This window comes from Streptomyces sp. 8N706, assembly GCF_052245415.1.
In the GTDB taxonomy this organism is placed as follows: domain Bacteria; phylum Actinomycetota; class Actinomycetes; order Streptomycetales; family Streptomycetaceae; genus Streptomyces.
The window spans coordinates 38,640-55,750 of sequence record NZ_JBQQBW010000013.1 but is presented as its reverse complement, the minus strand read 5'-3'; the positions used below and the strand labels follow the sequence as shown (position 1 = coordinate 55,750).

The following is a 17,111-nucleotide window of genomic DNA, read 5'->3' as shown; positions in this document are numbered from 1 at the left end:
ATTCCCTTCGTTTGTATGACCCTACGACCTCCAAGACCCCGCCAACCGCAGGGTCCCGTTGAGAAAGTCCCAGAAAGAGCGCCCGCTGTGTCCTCGTCCCGCCCTCGCTCAGGCCCTGCCCGGCTGGTCGTGCTCGTCTCCGGCTCCGGTACGAATCTCCAGGCCCTGCTCGACGCGATCTCGGCCGATCCGGCGGGTTACGGAGCCGAGATCGTGGCCGTCGGAGCCGACCGCGACGGCATCGCCGGGCTCGAACGGGCCGAGCGCGCCGGAATTCCCACCTTCGTGTGCCGGGTGAAGGATCACGCGACGCGTGCGGAGTGGGACCGGGCCCTGGCCGAGGCCACGGCCGCGTACCGGCCCGACCTGGTGGTCTCGGCCGGCTTCATGAAGATCGTGGGGAAGGAATTCCTCGACCGGTTCGGCGGCCGGTTCGTCAATACGCACCCCGCCCTGCTGCCCAGCTTCCCCGGGGCCCACGGCGTACGCGATGCGCTCGCGTACGGCGCGAAGGTGACCGGGTGCACCGTCCACTTCGTCGACGACGGCGTCGACACCGGCCCGATCATCGCCCAGGGCGTGGTCGAGGTGACGGAAGAGGACACGGAGGAGGGCGAAGCCGCTCTGCATGAGCGGATCAAGGAAGTCGAGCGCCAGCTGCTCGTCGATGTCGTGGGGCGCCTGGCCCGCAACGGCTACAGCATTGATGGACGAAAGGTTCATGTCGGTGAATAAAGAGGGGTCTGTGGCCGCCGAGGGTACGAAGCGGCCCATCCGTCGCGCGCTGGTCAGCGTCTACGACAAGACAGGTCTCGAGGAGCTGGCCCGCGGGCTGCACGAGGCCGGTGTCGAGCTGGTCTCCACCGGTTCCACCGCAGGGAGGATCGCCGCGGCCGGGGTGCCGGTGACCAAGGTGGAGGAGCTGACGGGCTTCCCCGAGTGCCTGGACGGCCGGGTGAAGACCCTGCACCCGCGCGTCCACGCGGGCATCCTCGCCGACCTGCGGCTGGATGCGCACCGTGAGCAGCTCGACGAGCTGGGCGTCGCCCCGTTCGAGCTGGTCGTCGTCAATCTGTACCCGTTCCGGGAGACCGTCGCCTCGGGCGCGAGCCCGGACGAGTGCGTCGAGCAGATCGACATCGGCGGCCCGTCGATGGTCCGGGCCGCCGCCAAGAACCACCCGTCCGTGGCAGTGGTCACCAGCCCGGAGCGGTACCCGGACGTCCTCACCGCCGCCCGCGGGGGCGGATTCGACCTGGCGGCGCGCAAGCGGCTCGCCGCCGAGGCCTTCCAGCACACGGCCGCGTACGACGTGGCGGTGGCGTCCTGGTTCACGGGCACGTACGCGCCGGAGCCGGCGTCCGACAGCACCGCCGGCGGACCGGCCGGGCTGCCCGAGTTCGTCGCGGGGGCGTGGGAGCGCAAGAGCGTCCTGCGCTACGGCGAGAACCCGCACCAGGCAGCCGCCCTCTACACCGACGGCAACCCCGCGGGTCTCGCCAACGCCGAGCAACTGCACGGCAAGGAGATGTCCTTCAACAACTACATCGACATCGAGGCCGCCCGCCGCGCCGCCTTCGACCACGACGAGCCATGCGTTGCGATCATCAAGCACGCCAACCCGTGCGGTATCGCCATCGCCGCCGACGTGGCGGAGGCGCACCGCAACGCCCACGCCTGTGACCCGCTGTCCGCCTACGGCGGCGTCATCGCGGTCAACCGCCCGGTGACCGTCCCGATGGCCGAACAGGTGGCCGAGATCTTCACCGAGGTCATCGCGGCCCCCGCCTACGAGGACGGCGCGGTCGAGGTGCTGGCCCGCAAGAAGAACATCCGTGTGCTGCGGGTGGAGGGCACTCCGCTCCAGGCGTGGGACCTGAAGCCGATCTCGGGCGGTGTGCTGTTGCAGCACAGCGATGCCTTCCAGGCCGAGGGCGACGACCCGGCCAACTGGACCCTCGCCGCCGGCGAGCCGCTGGACGCCGCCGGTCTGCGTGAGCTGTCGTTCGCCTGGCGCTCCTGCCGGGCCGTCAAGTCCAACGCCATCCTGCTCTCCAAGGACGGTGCGACTGTCGGCGTCGGCATGGGCCAGGTGAACCGGGTGGACTCGGCCAGGCTGGCGGTACAGCGTGCGGGCGCCGAGCGGGCCGCCGGTTCGTACGCCGCCTCCGACGCCTTCTTCCCGTTCCCCGACGGGTTCGAGGTGCTGGGGGAGGCGGGTGTCACCGCGGTGGTCCAGCCGGGTGGTTCGGTCCGCGACGAGCTGGTCGTCGAGGCCGCGCAGAAGGCGGGAGTGACGATGTACTTCACCGGCACCCGCCACTTCTTCCACTGACCGGACATGGTGCACGCCGCAGGTCTCCGCCGTTGAGGGCCGGGGCCTGCGGCGTTTCCTGTTCCGGAGCGCCCCGGTCGGAGGCTGACGGAGGTCCGGTTTCCGTCGGCGGTCGGCAACGCGCCGTGGTGTCCTCGTGGCGATGGGCGAGAGCGTGCCCGGGGCCCGTGGAGCGGCGTCCGCCCGGAGGGCGTGCGACCGCGGGAGCCTCAGCCAGGCCGAGTCCGTCGGTACTCCGTCGGCCGGGTCCCTTCGCCGTCGTAGCTCCGGGCCGCTCTGCCGAAAACGCCCCGTGGTGGGCCTGTTGCACCGGTTCCGGCCCCCGCGTCCGCGACGCGGGGGCCGGAACCTCCCCCGAGTGTCCCCGCCCCGTTGACACCCATCCTCAGGGCCGCGCCACCGCTCCGGTACCTCGGAGATCCGAGGGTCACTTCTCCCGCGCCGGTGTGTACTCCTTGAGATACCGCGCGACCCGGTCGGCGTACTCCCGGTACTCGGAGGGGACGCCGCCCACCGCGTTGACCCGGGAGAACGAGGTCCGGTAGGCGGCCGCGGCCAGCACCTGCGGGTCGCCCGGCAGGCCGGGGTCGAGTCGCGGCGCGATGACACACAGATAGCGGCCCGCGGCCGGGATGGACACATCCGGCGGGAACGGCGGCACCGGGTTGCCGGACGCGGGCAGCTTGTCGGCGGGGAGGTAGGACTTGAGCACGCGGGGTGTCCAGCGGGCGATGCCGTACTCGTCCTGCGCGGGGTCGGAGAGGTCCGGGTCGAAATTGCTCTCGGCCTTGAGCAGCGCGGCGATGAGCGCCGGCGTGACCTCCTCCTCGGTGCAGCTGTGAGCGGCATCCACGATCAGCTTGCGGTACGCCACGGGTACCCCGGCGTCCGTCCGCAGCTCGTCCTTGCCGTACGTGGCGGGGGTGACCTTCTCGCTGGTACTCCCCCCGCCACCGCTCCCGCCGCCGGCTCCGCCGCCCAGCACCCCCAGGCCGTACCCCGCGGAGGCGACCGCCGCGGTGACCACGACCACGGTGGCCGGCAGAAGAATCCGCGACCGCCGGGGCGCCCGGCCCGACAGCTGCCGGGCGAGCCGTCGCGGCAGCCGTGGGGACCGTCCGACACCTGCCAGCGCCTCGACCCTGCGCAGCAGCGCGCGGGCGCTGTGTTCCGCGCGCTCCTCATGGCTGCGGGCCAGGCAGTCGCGGAGGATCTGCCGCCAGCCCTCCGGCAGTTCCGGGGACAGCCGCAGTTCCTCCGTGCCGCGGGCGTAGCGCACGGTCGCGTCACGGCGGGCGGCCACCGTGGCGCCGGGCATCGGGAGGGTCCCGGCCAGCACGAGGTGGGCGACCACCCCGAACGCCCAGATGTCGGCGGTCGTCCGGATCTGCTGGCCGCGTTCGCCGATGTCCGACCAGAGCAGTTCCGGCGGGGTGTAGTCCGGGGTGGAGAAGGCGGGGGAGTAGGCGTGGGTGCCCTCCAGCTCGGCCGCGAGGTTGAAGTCACCGAGCCGTACCGAACAGTCCGGCATCAACAGGACGTTGCCCGGCTTGAGATCGCCGTGCACCCAGCCCGCCTGGTGGAGCTGGGCCAGACCTTCGCAGATCTGCGCGAGCAGCGCGGGACCGCCCGGCACCGGCCCCGGGCCCGCCCGCTCGATCAGCGTGTCCAGGGACTCCTGGGCGCGTTCGAGGACGAGTACGGTCGCACCGTCGAGCTCCGGACGCTCCGGGTCGTCGACGGTCAGCGCCTCGTACATCCGGATCAGACGCGGGCGGCGCAGCCTGCGGTGCAGATCCAGCTCACGGTGCGCCAGCTCCTCCAGGTGCCGCAGCTGACGGGGCGTCCGGGTGCCGGTGGGCAGGAACTTGAGCGCCGCGGTCGTGGGCAGGTCCGGGGGGCCGTCCGTCTCCGGCCCGGTGCGGCGGGCCGCGTAGACGCTGCCGAACGCCCCGGACGCCAGCGGCTCCCGCATCTCCCAGCGGCCGACGCGGTAACCCCGGGGGACCCGGACGGCGAACGGGCCACCCCCGCCCCCGGTCACCGAGGCCGCTTCTCGACCACGTCGAGTTCCTCCTCCCGCACGAGGTCGAAGCGGAGCGCGAGGGAGACCAGGGATTCCTTCTTGCCGTTCAGCCGGCCCGGCGTCGCCGCCGCGGACGGGGCGCTCTCGGGCGGCGGCTTGAGGCGCAGTTTGACCGCGAGATAGTCGATGTTCCACTGCACGGTGGTCCGGTTGACCGCCGGCCACACCGGCTTCAGCCGTTCCACGACCTGCTCGACCGTCGGCAGCGGGGCGTGCGGCTCGCCGCGCAGCCGCGGCTCGCAGAGCGCGGCGAGAACGAGGAAGTAGCGCTTGGTGCGGTCCAGCGGGAACGGCAGGGCGGTGGGCTCGCCGCCGGTGCTGTCGCTGTCCTCGAGATAGTCGTGCCGTGGCGCCCAGACGTCGAAGCCGACCAGGTCGTTCCCCGCGGGGAGCACGATGCGGGAGAACTCGAAGGGCACCGGGGCGTCGACGCGGCCGGGACCGACCTTCATGTGCTCGCCCGCTCCCTCGGGGTTCTCGACCACATACGTCTGACGGCGGCTGAGGTTGGTCAGCGTCCAGAAGGTGGCGGTGGCGGTGATCTCCCCGGCGGAGCGGGACACACCTGCGTGGTCCATGACCAGAAAGGGCCCGCTTCCGGCGGGCCGGGGGTCCGTGCGCCCGAAGCGAAGGGTCTCGCCCGGCTCCAGCCGCAGCTGGGTGTCCGGGCCGCGAGAGCCGTCCGGCACCACGATGACGCTGAACACGTACGTTGCCTCCCAGTCGAGGATCGGCAGCGTTCAGGCTACTGACGCCCGGAATCCGGTCGCAACGCGGCGCGAGGGGCGCACCGCCCCGGTGCGCCCCTCCGATGCCGTCGCATGTTCGTGGTCAGTAGCCCGGACGGTTGAACCAGGCCTCGCCATCGGACTTGGCGACGAAGACGATGATGAGGATGGAGAGAATCGTGTGGACCAGGCCGACGACGATGAACGGGTAGATGCCGAGCAGCGCGGTGATCGACGCGAAGACGATGGCGGTGATGCGTATGCCGTTGCGGCCGTTGCCGAACATCACTCCGAGGTAGGCCGCGAGCACGCCCCACAGCAGGATCACCACGGCGAAGCCGTACAGCGTGCCCGTCGAGTAGTCCGCGAGCTGCTGGAACTGGACGTCCTCCTGCAGGTTCGGGTCGTCCTTGGCCTTGTCCACGGCGGCGGCGGCCAACACGAACAGCACCGCGCCGATCACCTGCAACGCGGCGATGACGAAGAGCAGCACACGGGACGCGGTCACACCGCCCGGCATGGACGGGGGGCCGCCCGCATAGCCGCCGTACGGCTGGCCGACGGGCGGGGCCTGCGGATAGCCGTAGCCGGGCTGCCCCTGGGGCTGCTGCGGATAGCCGTACTGCTGCTGGGGCGGCTGACTGTACGGGTTGTTCGGGTCGGGATAGCTCACAAGGTCCTCCGAGCGGTGGTACGGGCACGACAAGCGCCGCACGGAGGTTGGATCCCGAATGGAACAGCGGCCCGCCCCCCGTCATGCCGCGGTACTTTTCCGCCCCATCGTTGTCGCGCCGTCCTCCCGTTGTCCAGCCAAGATCGGCAAAGGTGGCGAATCGGTTACCTGGGCGGAGAGGCCCGCCCTGATTGGAACGCGGGCGGCCCCATCCGGGAGGATGGAGTCATGACCGCCCAGATTCTCGACGGCAAGGCAACCGCGGCCGCGATCAAGTCCGAGCTCACCGCCCGTGTGGAAGCGCTCAAGGCCCGTGGCATCACTCCGGGCCTGGGGACCCTGCTGGTCGGCGACGACCCGGGCAGCAAGTGGTACGTCGCGGGCAAGCACCGCGACTGCGCGCAGGTGGGTATCGCCTCCATCCAGCGGGAGCTCCCCGGCACCGCGACCCAGGACGAGATCGAGTCGGTCGTCCGGGAGCTCAACGACGACCCGGCCTGCACGGGCTACATCGTCCAACTCCCGCTGCCCCGGGGTATCGAGGTCAACCGGGTGCTGGAGCTCATGGACCCGGCCAAGGACGCCGACGGGCTGCACCCGACGAACCTCGGCCGTCTGGTACTGGGCGAGCCCGCGCCGCTGCCCTGCACCCCCAACGGCATCGTCCAGCTGCTGCGCCGCCATGACGTCGCGATCAAGGGCGCCCATGTCGTGGTCGTCGGCCGCGGTGTCACCGTGGGCCGCTCGATCGGCCTGCTGCTCACCCGGAAGTCCGAGAACGCGACCGTGACCCTGTGCCACACCGGCACCCGCGACCTCGCCGCGCAGCTGCGCCAGGCGGACATCGTCGTCGCCGCAGCCGGCTCCCCGCACATCGTGAAGCCCGAGGATGTGAAGCCGGGCGCCGCGGTGCTGGACGTCGGGGTGAGCCGGGACGAGCACGGCAAGATCGTCGGCGATGTGCACCCCGGGGTGGCCGAGGTCGCGTCCTGGATCTCCCCGAACCCCGGCGGAGTGGGCCCGATGACCCGTGCGCTGCTGCTCCAGAACGTCGTCGAGGCCGCCGAACACCACGCGGCCGCAGCGCGCTGACCGGGGGGAGGGGGCTTGGCAGCCATGGTTGGAGACACCGGTCCGGAGGAGGAGCAGCCGGTCCGTAGCCGACGGTTCCCCCGACTCACCCGGGACACCTCCCGGCCCGAGGGAGGCGGCAGGGCGGCACCGGGCGGCGCTCCGGCGCCCGCCCGGCAGTGGCCGCTGCTGACCGTGATCGCCGGGACCGCCGTCGGCCTGCTGATCGTCGCCGCCGACGCGAGCCGGTGGGGCATCATCGTCGTCGGACTGGCCCTGATCGCCGGCGCCGTGCTGCGGCGCGTCCTGCCGTCCGTGGGCATGCTGGCCGTGCGCTCGAAGTTCACCGACATGCTGACCTACGGCGGGCTGGGCACGGCGATCGTGCTGCTGGCGATGATGGCGCAGCCCGACCCCTGGCTGGACATCCCCTGGCTGGAGGATGTGGTCCACTTCACCGTCCGCTGAGGGCGGGCGACCCCGGGCACCGTCCCGGCGTAACGGGCATCACGGGCGTAACCGACGTCATGGTGAAAGCCGAGTATCTTGATGGCGAGGTGATCCCGCCGCGCGAGAGGGACGAAGCACTCCCATGGCCAAGATCAAGGTAGCCAAGCCCGTCGTCGAGCTCGACGGCGACGAGATGACGCGCATCATCTGGCAGTACATCAAGGACAGGCTGATCCTGCCGTACCTGGATGTGGAGCTGAAGTACTTCGACCTGGGCATCGAGCACCGCGACGCCACGCACGACCAGGTCACCGTGGAGGCGGCCAACGCGATCAAGCAGTACGGCGTGGGCGTGAAGTGCGCCACCATCACGCCGGACGAGACGCGGGTCGAGGAGTTCGGCCTCAAGGCCATGTACCGCTCGCCCAACGGCACCATCCGTAACATCCTCGGCGGCGTGATCTTCCGCGAGCCGATCATCATCGAGAACGTGCCGCGGCTCGTCCCGGGCTGGACCAAGCCGATCGTCGTCGGCCGTCACGCCTTCGGCGACCAGTACCGCGCCACGGACCTGAAGGTGCCGGGCGAGGGCACCCTCACCATGACCTTCACCCCGAAGGACGGCTCGGAGCCGGTCGAGCTCGAGGTGTACGAGTTCCCGGGCGCCGGTGTCGCGCTGTCCATGTACAACCTGGACGAGTCGATCCGCGACTTCGCCCGGGCGTCCTTCCGTTACGGCCTGGACCGTGACTACCCGGTCTACATGTCCACGAAGAACACGATCCTCAAGAAGTACGACGGTCGCTTCAAGGACATCTTCCAGGAGGTCTTCGACGCCGAGTTCCGGGCCGATTTCGACGCCAAGGGCCTCACCTACGAGCACCGGCTCATCGACGACATGGTCGCCGCGGCGCTCAAGTGGGAGGGCGGCTACGTCTGGGCCTGCAAGAACTATGACGGCGACGTGCAGTCCGACATCGTCGCGCAGGGCTTCGGCTCGCTCGGTCTGATGACCTCCGTGCTGATGTCCCCCGACGGCAAGACCGTCGAGGCCGAGGCCGCGCACGGTACCGTCACCCGCCACTACCGCCGGCACCAGCAGTCCAAGCCGACCTCGACGAACCCGATCGCGTCGATCTTCGCCTGGACGCGGGGCCTGGCCCATCGCGGCAAACTGGACGGCACCCCCGAGGTCACCGGGTTCGCGCAGACCCTGGAGGAGGTCTGCGTGGAGACCGTCGAGGGCGGCCAGATGACCAAGGACCTGGCGCTGCTCATCGGCAAGGACCAGCCGTGGCTGAGCACGGAGCAGTTCCTGGACGCCCTGGACACCAACCTGCAGAAGAAGATGGCCGGGGTGTAGCCGGAGCGGCCTCGGGCTCCGGCGGCGACGGTGGTCCGTCCTCTTCCGCGGGAGAGGACGGACCACCGCTCTGCTGTCCGGGATCAGCGCGGGTTGCGCAGGTACTTCCAGGTGTTCTTACCGACAATGCCGTCCTTGGTGATGCGCTGGTCCGTCTGGAACTTCTTCACGGCCCTGAAGGTCTTGTCGCCGAAATCCCCGTCGACCGGGCCCGGGTTGTAGCCCCAGCCCTTGAGCATGCACTGCGCCTCGTACACGTGCTTGCCTGTGCTGCCCTTGCGGATGACGGCGGACAGGGTGTTGCTGTAGTTGGCCGTCCAGCCCTTGACGCCGCCCTGCAGCTTCTTGTACTTGTACGAGCCGCCCTTGGGGCATGCCGCCTGTGCGCCGATCTCCTGCTGAGATGCGGTCACCTTCCGCGGCGACTCGGCGAAGGCGCTGGCCGCCGGTCCGACGACCAGCCCGCCACCGAGGGCGACGGCCACCGTCGCGAGGGCGATGCGCTTGCGTACGTTCATGGTTTCGGGTTCCTCCCGTTGGGGTCGAGGGCGGTACGGGGTGGACCGCGCCGCCCGGCTTGCCTCACCGAGATTGCAGGCCAACTTGGCCCGTCTGCGAGGGAGATCGCCGGACTGAGGCGATCGTGGGATGCGTACGCGCTGAACTGCTGGGATGCCGTGGGGGAGCGGCACCGCTGGGACGGCGGGACCCGTCGGGGACGTCGGGGACACCGGGAGACCGTGACCGAAAAGCACCCGCATCGGGGCGAACCGGGAACCTGGTGCGTTGCTGCGGTGTGCAATCGGCAGGGAGGCATTCGCCTCGGGGGAGCACCACACGAGTGGGGTGGGCCATGTCGCGTTGGAAGGAGTTGCCGGAACCGCTTGACCCGCGGGTCCGGCAACTCATTGTGCAGTTACGCCGATTGAAGGACCGCAGCGGGCTGAGCCTGGCATCGCTGGGGTCCAAGACCTCGTACAGCCGCTCCTCCTGGGAGCGCTATCTGAACGGGAAGAAGCTGCCGCCGCGCGAGGCAGTCGAGCAGCTGGCACGGGTGTGCGGTGGCGATGTGACGCGGCTGCTGGTACTGCACGAGGTGGCCGAGGAGACGCGGGCGCGGGAGGTGCTGCCGGATCGCGGGCCCGCTCCGGAACCGACCGGTCCGGAACCGTCCGGTCCGGAACCGTCCGGTCCCGAGCCGTCCGTGCTGCAGCCGTCCGTGCCGGAGCCGTCCGTGCCGGAGTCGTCGCGGCCGGAGTCGGCCTGGCGAAGGAGCATGCGCCATCCGGTCGCGGCGGCCATTGCCGGGGCGGTCCTCGTCGGCGGGCCGGCCGGCGGCCTGCTGGTCGCCGCTCCCTGGGAGGACGGGGCGGAGCCGCGGCCCACGGCGTCCGCCGCGAGGAACGGCGCGCCGGGCCGCCCGTTCATCACCAGCCCCGGGCGGACGTTCCGGTGCGAGATCGAGCGCGTGGACGGACACCTCCAGGCAGGACACAGCACGACCCGTGACGCCGTGCTCGTGACGTCCGTGGCGAACTGGGATGTCGTCGAGGCGCAGTGCCTGCTGCGCCACCTCGGGTTCTCACCGGGTGCCATCGACGGGGTGTACGGGGCCATGACCGAGCGAGCGGTCAAGCGCTTCCAGAAGAAGTCCCGCCTGATCGTCGACGGCAAGGTCGGCCCTCACACATGGGGAGCGCTGCGGGCATGACCGGAGCGGACACGGGACCGGGGCGCGTCGGCACAGGCACAGGGACAGGGACAGGCCGAGGCATGGGTGGCGTCTGCCCGGGGAGTCCGGGTGCGGAGGGTGTGGACGCGCCGGAGTGTGCCCGTCTCGCGGAGGGACTCCGCAGGCTCAGGGCACGTACAGGGTGGAGCCTGGTGGCCCTCGCGGAACGCACCGCCTACAGCAAGTCGTCCTGGGAGCGGTATCTCAACGGGAAGAAGCTGCCTCCGCGGGAGGCCGTCGAGGCGCTGTGCGAGCTGACGCGGGAGCCTGCGGGCAGGCTGCTGGCGCTGTGGGAGCTGGCGGACCTGGCGTGGAGCGGGCGCGCCGGCCACGGGCGCGGAGGGCCGGCGGAGGCCGCCGCTCCGGAGCCCGCCGCTCCGGAGGCCGCCGCTCCGGAGCCCGGCGCGCAGCGATCCCCGCGCCGCGCGCCATCTCCGACATCCGCCCCGACTCCGAGAACTGCGCGGACCCCGCGATCCGCCCCGACTCCGCGACCTGCGCGGACCCCGTGGACGGTGCGCACTGTGCTGTCCTTGCGGTCCACGCGATCCGCAGGGTCCTCGCGCGGCCGGACGGCCGCGCTCATCGTCGCGGCGGGCACGGCCGTGGCCGCCCTGGTGGCAGCGGTGGTGGCAGTGATCACAGCGGCCACCGGGACGGTCGGTGAGCCGCCGCCCGGCCCGGCCGAACCCTCCGGGCACGTCACCCCGGGCTGCCGGGGGACGGCATGCGCGGGCCGGCACCCGGACAGCATGGCCTGCGGGACGGCGGAGGCCGTACGGACCCTTGCCTCGCACCACGCCGCCACCGGCGCCCGGATGGAGATCCGTTACAACGAGGCGTGCGGGGCGGCCTGGGCCCGGCTCTGGAACTCGGAGATCGGCGACCGGATCGAGGTTTCCGTGGCGCCGGACGGCGCGCCGCAACGGGCCACCGTCGCGGATGAGTACGACGCCGCGGAATACCTCTTCACGCGGATGGTCGCAGCTGGGGATACGCGTGCGGTGCGGGCCTGTCTGATACCCGCGTCCGGTGGGGCCGAGGAGTGCTTCGGGCCGTAGCCCGTGGGGCTTCGGAGCGTGGCCGTGGCATGGCCGTGGTGCGCTCCGGTTCCGCTCTGTCGTGGCCCCGTGCGGGAGGGCGCACGCACGCGCTCAGCGGGGCGGCCGTCCGTCCTCACCCTCGGGGGACGGACGGCCGCGTGTACGGGGGGCCCGGGGCCGGGGGCCATGGACCGACGTCAGTGGATCGCCACCGGCGTCCGCCGCCGCTGCCCAGTGATGCCCAGTGGATCGCCACCGGCGGTCACCGCCGGTGCCGAGGGTGACGCCGAGCGGGTCATCCGCCGTTGTGCGCCGCCGAGCCGCGGCAGATCGCAGCGGTTCTGTGCGGACCTTCCCGGTTCTCCCCTTGCTCCACCGGACGCCTCGTCGCGAGGGCCTGAGGGGACGAGGTTCCCGGAACGGTCAGGACCGCTCAGGAGCAGCGTTCCTCAGGGCGCTGACGTGACGTTTTCCGGCGCGCTGCCACGCATGCGCACCTCTCTCACCCGGTTGTCGGCGGGCAGCCGGGGCGCCAGTGCGACAATCAGGAGAACAAGGGGGCGCGCCCACTGGCGCAGCCGCGGTTCGTATGCATCCGTGCGCCCCCGTAAAGGGAACTGATATTCCCGGTGAGCGCATCACATTGGGTAGTCCCCGGCGAGGGCCCGGGGGAGGGCTCGCGGCACCGGGGACAACAGCACGGCACGGGGGGAACAGGGGGAGGCACATGCCTCGTTGGAGGGCGCTGCCGGATGAACTCGATCCGCAGGTACGGGAGTTCGTCAGTCAGCTTCGCAGGCTCGTCGATCGCAGCGGACTGAGTGTCGCCGCGGTCGCCGACCGCACCGGCTACAGCAAGACGTCCTGGGAGCGCTATCTCAACGGAAGACTGCTGGCACCGCAGGGTGCCGTCGTCGCCCTCGCCGAGGTGACCGGTGCGAACACCGGGCATCTGACGACGATGTGGGAGCTGGCGGAGCGCGCCTGGAGCCGTTCGGAAATGCGGCACGACGTCACGATGGAGGCGATACGTGTCTCCCAGGCGCGTGCCGCTCTGGGGGAGTTCGGACCGCCGCCGGCGAAGGCCGCGAAGAACAATCGCACGCGTAAGCGGGCCGCGCCGCTGCCGTCCCGTCCTGAGCCGGGCCGTGACCCCGGCGGACGGGACGCGGCCGACGGCGCTCCGGCACGTGGCGGAGGTGAGGCACGCGCCGGTCACGCTCCCGACTCCGGCGGTTCGGGGCGCGCCGGTTACTCTCCCGACCCCGGTGGTTCGGGGCGCGCCGGTCACGCTCCCGACCCCGGCGGTTCGGGGCACTCTCCCGACCCCGGTGGTACGGGGCGCGCCGGTCACGCTCCCGACCCCGGAGGTACGGATCGCGGCGCCGCCGCGGCAGTCGCGGACAGTCCCGGCCGTCGTGAAGGACCGGACGGGCCGGAGGGCGGGGACGGCCGGCCCCGCCGTCGGGTGGCCCTGTTCCTGACCGGCGTCGTGGGCGTTCTGCTCGTCATCGCCGCGGCCGTGCTCCTGCTGGGCCCCGGCGGGGGTGACGACGCCGAGGCGGCCAGGACATCGCCCACGCCGGGCGTCTCCGAGGAGCCCGACCTGCCGGCGGGAGTGAAGTGCAGCGGCAAGGACTGCACGGGCAAGGATCCCGAGACCGCGGGCTGCGGCGGCAAGTACGCCAAGACCGTGGCCGACGCCACGGTCGGCGGGGCATTCATCGAGGTCCGCTACAGCGAGGTGTGCGGTGCGGCCTGGGCGCGTATCGCCGAGGCGGCCCCCGGCGATACGGTCCGTATCACCGCGGCGCAGCAGAGCGAGAGCGGCACGGCCGACCAGGACAACGACGCGTACACCCCGATGGTGGCCGCGAGCTCCCCGGACCGGGCCAAGGCCTGCATACGCACCAAGGCAGGAGAGAGCGGCTGCACGGTGCCCCGCGCGAACTAGCGCCGCATCAGCCAAGGTTTACGCCGCTCGCCGCCTTGGCACGGCCTTCCGCCCAGTCACCTCCCCCGGCCGGAGGCTGGGGGAGGGCCCCAGCTGCGATGTCCGATGGACCGCGCAGGCCCTCCCCTGGCCTTCGGCATGGGGGAGCCCCGAGGCCGATCCGGAGCCTTGCAACTGGCCGCACCAGGTGACCTCGCTACTGGGCAAACCTTGACTGACGCGGGCACAGGTGTATCGATCACGAGCGCTGTCGACGCTGGGGTGGGCTCGGCCGAACGGGGCGGTGCCCGGGCGGGGCGGCAGTCGGGCGCCTGCGCGAGGCGGCGGACAGCCGCCCGCGCCGTGACGGTCGGAGGCCCCCGTTCGGGCGCTCCGTCGGAGGCCCCGGTCGGGCTTCGGTACGGCCGAAAATGGCAGGCATGACCGCGTCCGACCGGGGAAGGCGCACAGCACCCCCCACGGGTGCGGTCCATCCCCCGGCGGTCGCTCGCCATCTCCCCCCTCGTGGCGAGCGACCGCCACCCCGTAGTGGCCGCGGTGAGCCGCGACACACAGGCCCGGGGGTTCGCGGAGAACCGCGCAGGATAGCCTGACGAACGGGTCTCTCGCAGTATCCAAGAAGGCTTACGCCGGGCAGGAGACCCCCCAGATTGGGCCAGGGACACCCACCGCCAGGCAAGCAAGCAGGAGATCGCCATGACCCGCACTCCCGTCAATGTCACCGTCACCGGCGCGGCCGGTCAGATCGGCTACGCGCTGCTCTTCCGCATCGCCTCCGGTCACCTCCTCGGCGCGGACGTGCCGGTCAAACTGCGTCTTCTCGAGATCCCGCAGGGCCTCAAGGCCGCCGAGGGCACCGCCATGGAGCTCGACGACTGTGCCTTCCCGCTGCTTCAGGGCATTGAGATCACCGATGACCCGAACGTGGCCTTCGACGGTGCGAACGTCGCCCTCCTCGTCGGCGCCCGCCCCCGTACCAAGGGCATGGAGCGCGGCGATCTGCTCGAGGCCAACGGCGGCATCTTCAAGCCGCAGGGCAAGGCCATCAACGACCATGCCGCGGACGACATCAAGGTCCTGGTCGTCGGCAACCCGGCCAACACCAACGCGCTGATCGCCCAGGCCGCCGCCCCGGACGTACCGGCCGAGCGCTTCACCGCGATGACCCGCCTCGACCACAACCGCGCGATCTCGCAGCTCGCGAAGAAGACCGGTGTTCCGGTCTCCGAGATCCGCAGGCTCACCATCTGGGGCAACCACTCGGCGACCCAGTACCCGGACATCTTCCACGCCGAGGTCGCGGGCAAGAACGCCGCCGAGGTCGTCAACGACGAGAAGTGGCTGGCCGACACCTTCATCCCGACCGTCGCCAAGCGCGGTGCCGCGATCATCGAGGCCCGTGGCGCGTCCTCGGCCGCCTCCGCCGCCAACGCCGCCCTCGACCACGTCTTCACCTGGGTCAACGGCACCGCCGAGGGCGACTGGACCTCCATGGGCATCCCGTCGGACGGCTCCTACGGCGTCCCGGAGGGCCTGATCTCCTCCTTCCCGGTCACCACCGCGAACGGCACGTACGAGATCGTCCAGGGTCTGGACATCAACGACTTCTCCCGCACCCGTATCGACGCCTCGGTCGCCGAGCTCGCCGAGGAGCGCGACGCCGTCCGCGGTCTCGGCCTGATCTGAGCCGTACGCCTCACCGTCGCGGCCGAAGTCTCTTCCGCCGCTTCCCGTCGGGCGCCGGGAGGCGCCGACCGAGGCGACTGACGCAACCGACCCGGTTTGCCCGCACACACGATGCGGGCGAACCGGGTCGCTGTCGTTCGCGCCCGTGCTCGTGCTCCGTGGGGAACACGCCCTAGCACGGAAGCCGCCTGCCGGTGGCCCTTCCACGACGGGGGCCGGATCAAGGCGCCTGATGGTGTGTGCGGCATCACACCAGGCCGACCGTTATGGGTAGTTATATCCGTGTACGGCTATGCGGTTGCCCATCAATCACGTGAGACGGGCCACTTAGCGTGAACCTTTAGGCATACGTTTCGGTCTTCGGGGGAGGGGTCCCGGCTGCTGGGTTGGACCCCAGCGTGGAACATTTCAGGCAGGGAAGGCAGTACACAACGTGTCGGCAATCGAGACGATCCACGTAGACGGCGTATGGCGCGCCGCCGCATCCGGTGCCACCCGCGAGGTCCTCGACCCCGCCGACGCCAAGACTCTGGCGCTGGTGGCCGAGGGCGGCGCGGACGACACCGATGCTGCCATTGCCGCCGCCCGTGCTGCCTTCGACTCCGGGCCCTGGCCGCACACGGCCGCCGCCGACCGGGCGGCGCTGCTGCGCCGTGTCGCCGACCTGCTCCAGCGGGACCGCGAGGACATCGCGCTCATCGAGAGCCGCGACACCGGGAAGACCCTGGAAGAGGGCCGGGTCGACGTCGACGATGTCACCAACGCCTTCCGCTACTTCGCGGACCTGGTCATGAACGAGAGCGGCGGGCGCGTGGTGGACGCGGGCTCACCGGAGGTGCACAGCGTCGTCGTGCATGAACCGGTCGGCGTCTGTGCGCTGATCACTCCCTGGAACTACCCGCTCCTCCAGGCCAGCTGGAAGGTCGCCCCCGCGCTGGCCGCGGGCAACACGTTCGTGATCAAGCCGAGCGAGGTCACCCCGCTGTCCACCGTCCACCTGGTGAAACTGCTCGTCGAGGCGGGTCTGCCCGCGGGCGTCGCCAATCTCGTCACCGGCGCGGGTGACCCCGTCGGCGCCCGGATGTCCGAGCACCCGGCCGTGGACCTGGTGTCGTTCACCGGCGGCCTGCTCAGCGGCACCAAGGTCATGCAGGCCGCCGCGCCCTCGGTGAAGAAGGTCGCCCTCGAACTCGGCGGCAAGAACCCCAATGTCGTCTTCGCCGACGCGTGCGCGACCGACGAGGGCTTCGACACCGCCGTCGACCAGGCGCTGAACGCCGCCTTCATCCACAGCGGACAGGTGTGCTCCGCCGGCGCCCGGCTCATCATCGAGGAGTCGGTACGCGACCGGTTCGTCGCCGAACTCGCGCTCAGGGCCTCGAGGATCAAGCTCGGGCGCGGCACCGAGGAGGGCGTCGAATGCGGCCCCCTCGTCTCCGAGCAGCAGCTGCACAAGGTCGAGGCGTACGTCCACTCCGCCCGTGAAGAGGGCGCCGTCGTGCGCTGCGGCGGCACCCGCCCCGAGCCGTCCGACGTACGGCCCGCCACCGGCTACTTCTATACGCCGACCGTCCTGGACTACTGCCATGGCGATATGCGTGTGGTGAGGGAGGAGACCTTCGGACCGATTCTGACCGTCGAGACCTTCCACACCGAGGATGACGCCGTCGCCCTCGCCAACGACACCGAGTACGGCCTCGCGGGCGCGGTGTGGACCTCCGACGCGGGCCGCGCGCGGCGGGTCGCCGGACGGCTCCGGCACGGCACCGTGTGGATCAACGACTACCACCCCTACCTCCCGCAGGCCGAGTGGGGCGGTTTCGGCAAGTCCGGCATCGGCCGTGAGCTGGGCCCGTCGGGCCTGGACGAGTACCGCGAGTCCAAGCACGTGTACCAGAACCTGAACCCGCGCCCGGTGCGCTGGTTCTCGGGCTGACCCCGGTCCGTCTGTTCGCAGCGACGCGCACACGCACGCACCTTGCAGAGGAGC

General features: G+C 71.2%; 14 protein-coding genes. 10 read left to right on the top strand and 4 right to left on the bottom strand.

Annotated features, from left to right (window positions below):
• Positions 1-15 precede the first annotated feature (15 nt).
• Positions 16-735 (top strand): phosphoribosylglycinamide formyltransferase, encoded by a 720-nt coding sequence (gene purN, locus ACTWQE_RS07945; RefSeq protein WP_443328103.1) that lies wholly within the window; start codon positions 16-18, stop codon positions 733-735.
• The gene (purH, locus tag ACTWQE_RS07940; protein WP_443328102.1) at positions 722-2,335 is read left to right on the top strand and encodes a bifunctional phosphoribosylaminoimidazolecarboxamide formyltransferase/IMP cyclohydrolase; all 1,614 of its coding nucleotides are present in this window, start codon (positions 722-724) and stop codon (positions 2,333-2,335) included. The genes purN and purH overlap by 14 nt, the downstream gene beginning before the upstream one ends.
• Before the next feature lie 427 nt (positions 2,336-2,762).
• Here the strand turns inward: purH and ACTWQE_RS07935 are convergent, their stop codons facing one another.
• The 3 genes from ACTWQE_RS07935 to ACTWQE_RS07925 all read right to left on the bottom strand — a co-directional run bounded on the left by ACTWQE_RS07935 (position 2,763) and on the right by ACTWQE_RS07925 (position 5,822).
• Positions 2,763-4,310, bottom strand: a complete 1,548-nt coding sequence (locus tag ACTWQE_RS07935) for a serine/threonine protein kinase (RefSeq protein ID WP_443328133.1) — start codon at positions 4,308-4,310, stop codon at positions 2,763-2,765.
• Positions 4,311-4,375: 65 nt separating this feature from the next.
• Positions 4,376-5,128 carry an FHA domain-containing protein gene (locus ACTWQE_RS07930; RefSeq protein ID WP_443328101.1) on the bottom strand — a complete coding sequence of 251 codons (753 nt, stop codon included), beginning with the start codon at positions 5,126-5,128 and terminating at the stop codon, positions 4,376-4,378.
• Positions 5,129-5,252: 124 nt separating this feature from the next.
• On the bottom strand, positions 5,253-5,822 hold the full coding sequence (locus ACTWQE_RS07925; RefSeq protein ID WP_443328100.1) for a hypothetical protein: 570 nt from the start codon (positions 5,820-5,822) through the stop codon (positions 5,253-5,255).
• Positions 5,823-6,050: 228 nt separating this feature from the next.
• On the opposite strand from ACTWQE_RS07925, the gene ACTWQE_RS07920 reads away from it, so the two are divergent.
• From ACTWQE_RS07920 to ACTWQE_RS07910, 3 genes are all read left to right on the top strand, one after another.
• A complete protein-coding gene (locus tag ACTWQE_RS07920; RefSeq protein ID WP_443328099.1) occupies positions 6,051-6,914 on the top strand; it encodes a bifunctional methylenetetrahydrofolate dehydrogenase/methenyltetrahydrofolate cyclohydrolase in 864 nt (287 codons plus the stop codon).
• A gap of 24 nt (positions 6,915-6,938) precedes the next feature.
• Positions 6,939-7,361 carry a DUF3017 domain-containing protein gene (locus ACTWQE_RS07915; RefSeq protein ID WP_443328132.1) on the top strand — a complete coding sequence of 141 codons (423 nt, stop codon included), beginning with the start codon at positions 6,939-6,941 and terminating at the stop codon, positions 7,359-7,361.
• Between the two features lie 124 nt (positions 7,362-7,485).
• Entirely contained in the window at positions 7,486-8,706 is a 1,221-nt protein-coding gene (locus tag ACTWQE_RS07910) for an NADP-dependent isocitrate dehydrogenase (protein ID WP_443328098.1), read from the top strand.
• A gap of 83 nt (positions 8,707-8,789) precedes the next feature.
• Here ACTWQE_RS07910 and ACTWQE_RS07905 read toward each other — a convergent pair whose 3' ends face one another.
• The gene (locus ACTWQE_RS07905; protein ID WP_443328097.1) at positions 8,790-9,224 is read right to left on the bottom strand and encodes a peptidoglycan-binding domain-containing protein; all 435 of its coding nucleotides are present in this window, start codon (positions 9,222-9,224) and stop codon (positions 8,790-8,792) included.
• 335 nt (positions 9,225-9,559) lie between these two features.
• Here ACTWQE_RS07905 and ACTWQE_RS07900 point away from each other — a divergent pair, with 335 nt between their 5' ends.
• From ACTWQE_RS07900 to ACTWQE_RS07880, 5 genes are all read left to right on the top strand, one after another.
• Positions 9,560-10,417, top strand: a complete 858-nt coding sequence (locus ACTWQE_RS07900; RefSeq protein WP_443328096.1) for a peptidoglycan-binding protein — start codon at positions 9,560-9,562, stop codon at positions 10,415-10,417.
• A 173-nt stretch (positions 10,418-10,590) separates the two neighbouring features.
• On the top strand, positions 10,591-11,499 hold the full coding sequence (locus ACTWQE_RS07895; protein WP_443328095.1) for a DUF2690 domain-containing protein: 909 nt from the start codon (positions 10,591-10,593) through the stop codon (positions 11,497-11,499).
• Positions 11,500-12,208: 709 nt separating this feature from the next.
• On the top strand, positions 12,209-13,435 hold the full coding sequence (locus tag ACTWQE_RS07890) for a DUF2690 domain-containing protein (protein WP_443328094.1): 1,227 nt from the start codon (positions 12,209-12,211) through the stop codon (positions 13,433-13,435).
• A 696-nt stretch (positions 13,436-14,131) separates the two neighbouring features.
• Positions 14,132-15,121: a malate dehydrogenase gene (locus ACTWQE_RS07885; protein WP_443328093.1), complete on the top strand. Its 990-nt coding sequence runs from the start codon at positions 14,132-14,134 to the stop codon at positions 15,119-15,121.
• A 433-nt stretch (positions 15,122-15,554) separates the two neighbouring features.
• Entirely contained in the window at positions 15,555-17,057 is a 1,503-nt protein-coding gene (locus ACTWQE_RS07880; protein ID WP_443328092.1) for an aldehyde dehydrogenase family protein, read from the top strand.
• Positions 17,058-17,111: the final 54 nt, after the last annotated feature.

Coding starts and splice junctions, on each gene's coding strand:
- purN (WP_443328103.1), top strand. CDS start 16: ATGACCCTACGACCTCCAAGACCCCGCCAACCGCAGGGTCCCGTTGAG.
- purH (WP_443328102.1), top strand. CDS start 722: ATGTCGGTGAATAAAGAGGGGTCTGTGGCCGCCGAGGGTACGAAGCGG.
- ACTWQE_RS07935 (WP_443328133.1), bottom strand. CDS start 4,310: ATGCGGGAGCCGCTGGCGTCCGGGGCGTTCGGCAGCGTCTACGCGGCC.
- ACTWQE_RS07920 (WP_443328099.1), top strand. CDS start 6,051: ATGACCGCCCAGATTCTCGACGGCAAGGCAACCGCGGCCGCGATCAAG.
- ACTWQE_RS07915 (WP_443328132.1), top strand. CDS start 6,939: ATGGTTGGAGACACCGGTCCGGAGGAGGAGCAGCCGGTCCGTAGCCGA.
- ACTWQE_RS07910 (WP_443328098.1), top strand. CDS start 7,486: ATGGCCAAGATCAAGGTAGCCAAGCCCGTCGTCGAGCTCGACGGCGAC.
- ACTWQE_RS07905 (WP_443328097.1), bottom strand. CDS start 9,224: ATGAACGTACGCAAGCGCATCGCCCTCGCGACGGTGGCCGTCGCCCTC.
- ACTWQE_RS07900 (WP_443328096.1), top strand. CDS start 9,560: ATGTCGCGTTGGAAGGAGTTGCCGGAACCGCTTGACCCGCGGGTCCGG.
- ACTWQE_RS07890 (WP_443328094.1), top strand. CDS start 12,209: ATGCCTCGTTGGAGGGCGCTGCCGGATGAACTCGATCCGCAGGTACGG.
- ACTWQE_RS07885 (WP_443328093.1), top strand. CDS start 14,132: ATGACCCGCACTCCCGTCAATGTCACCGTCACCGGCGCGGCCGGTCAG.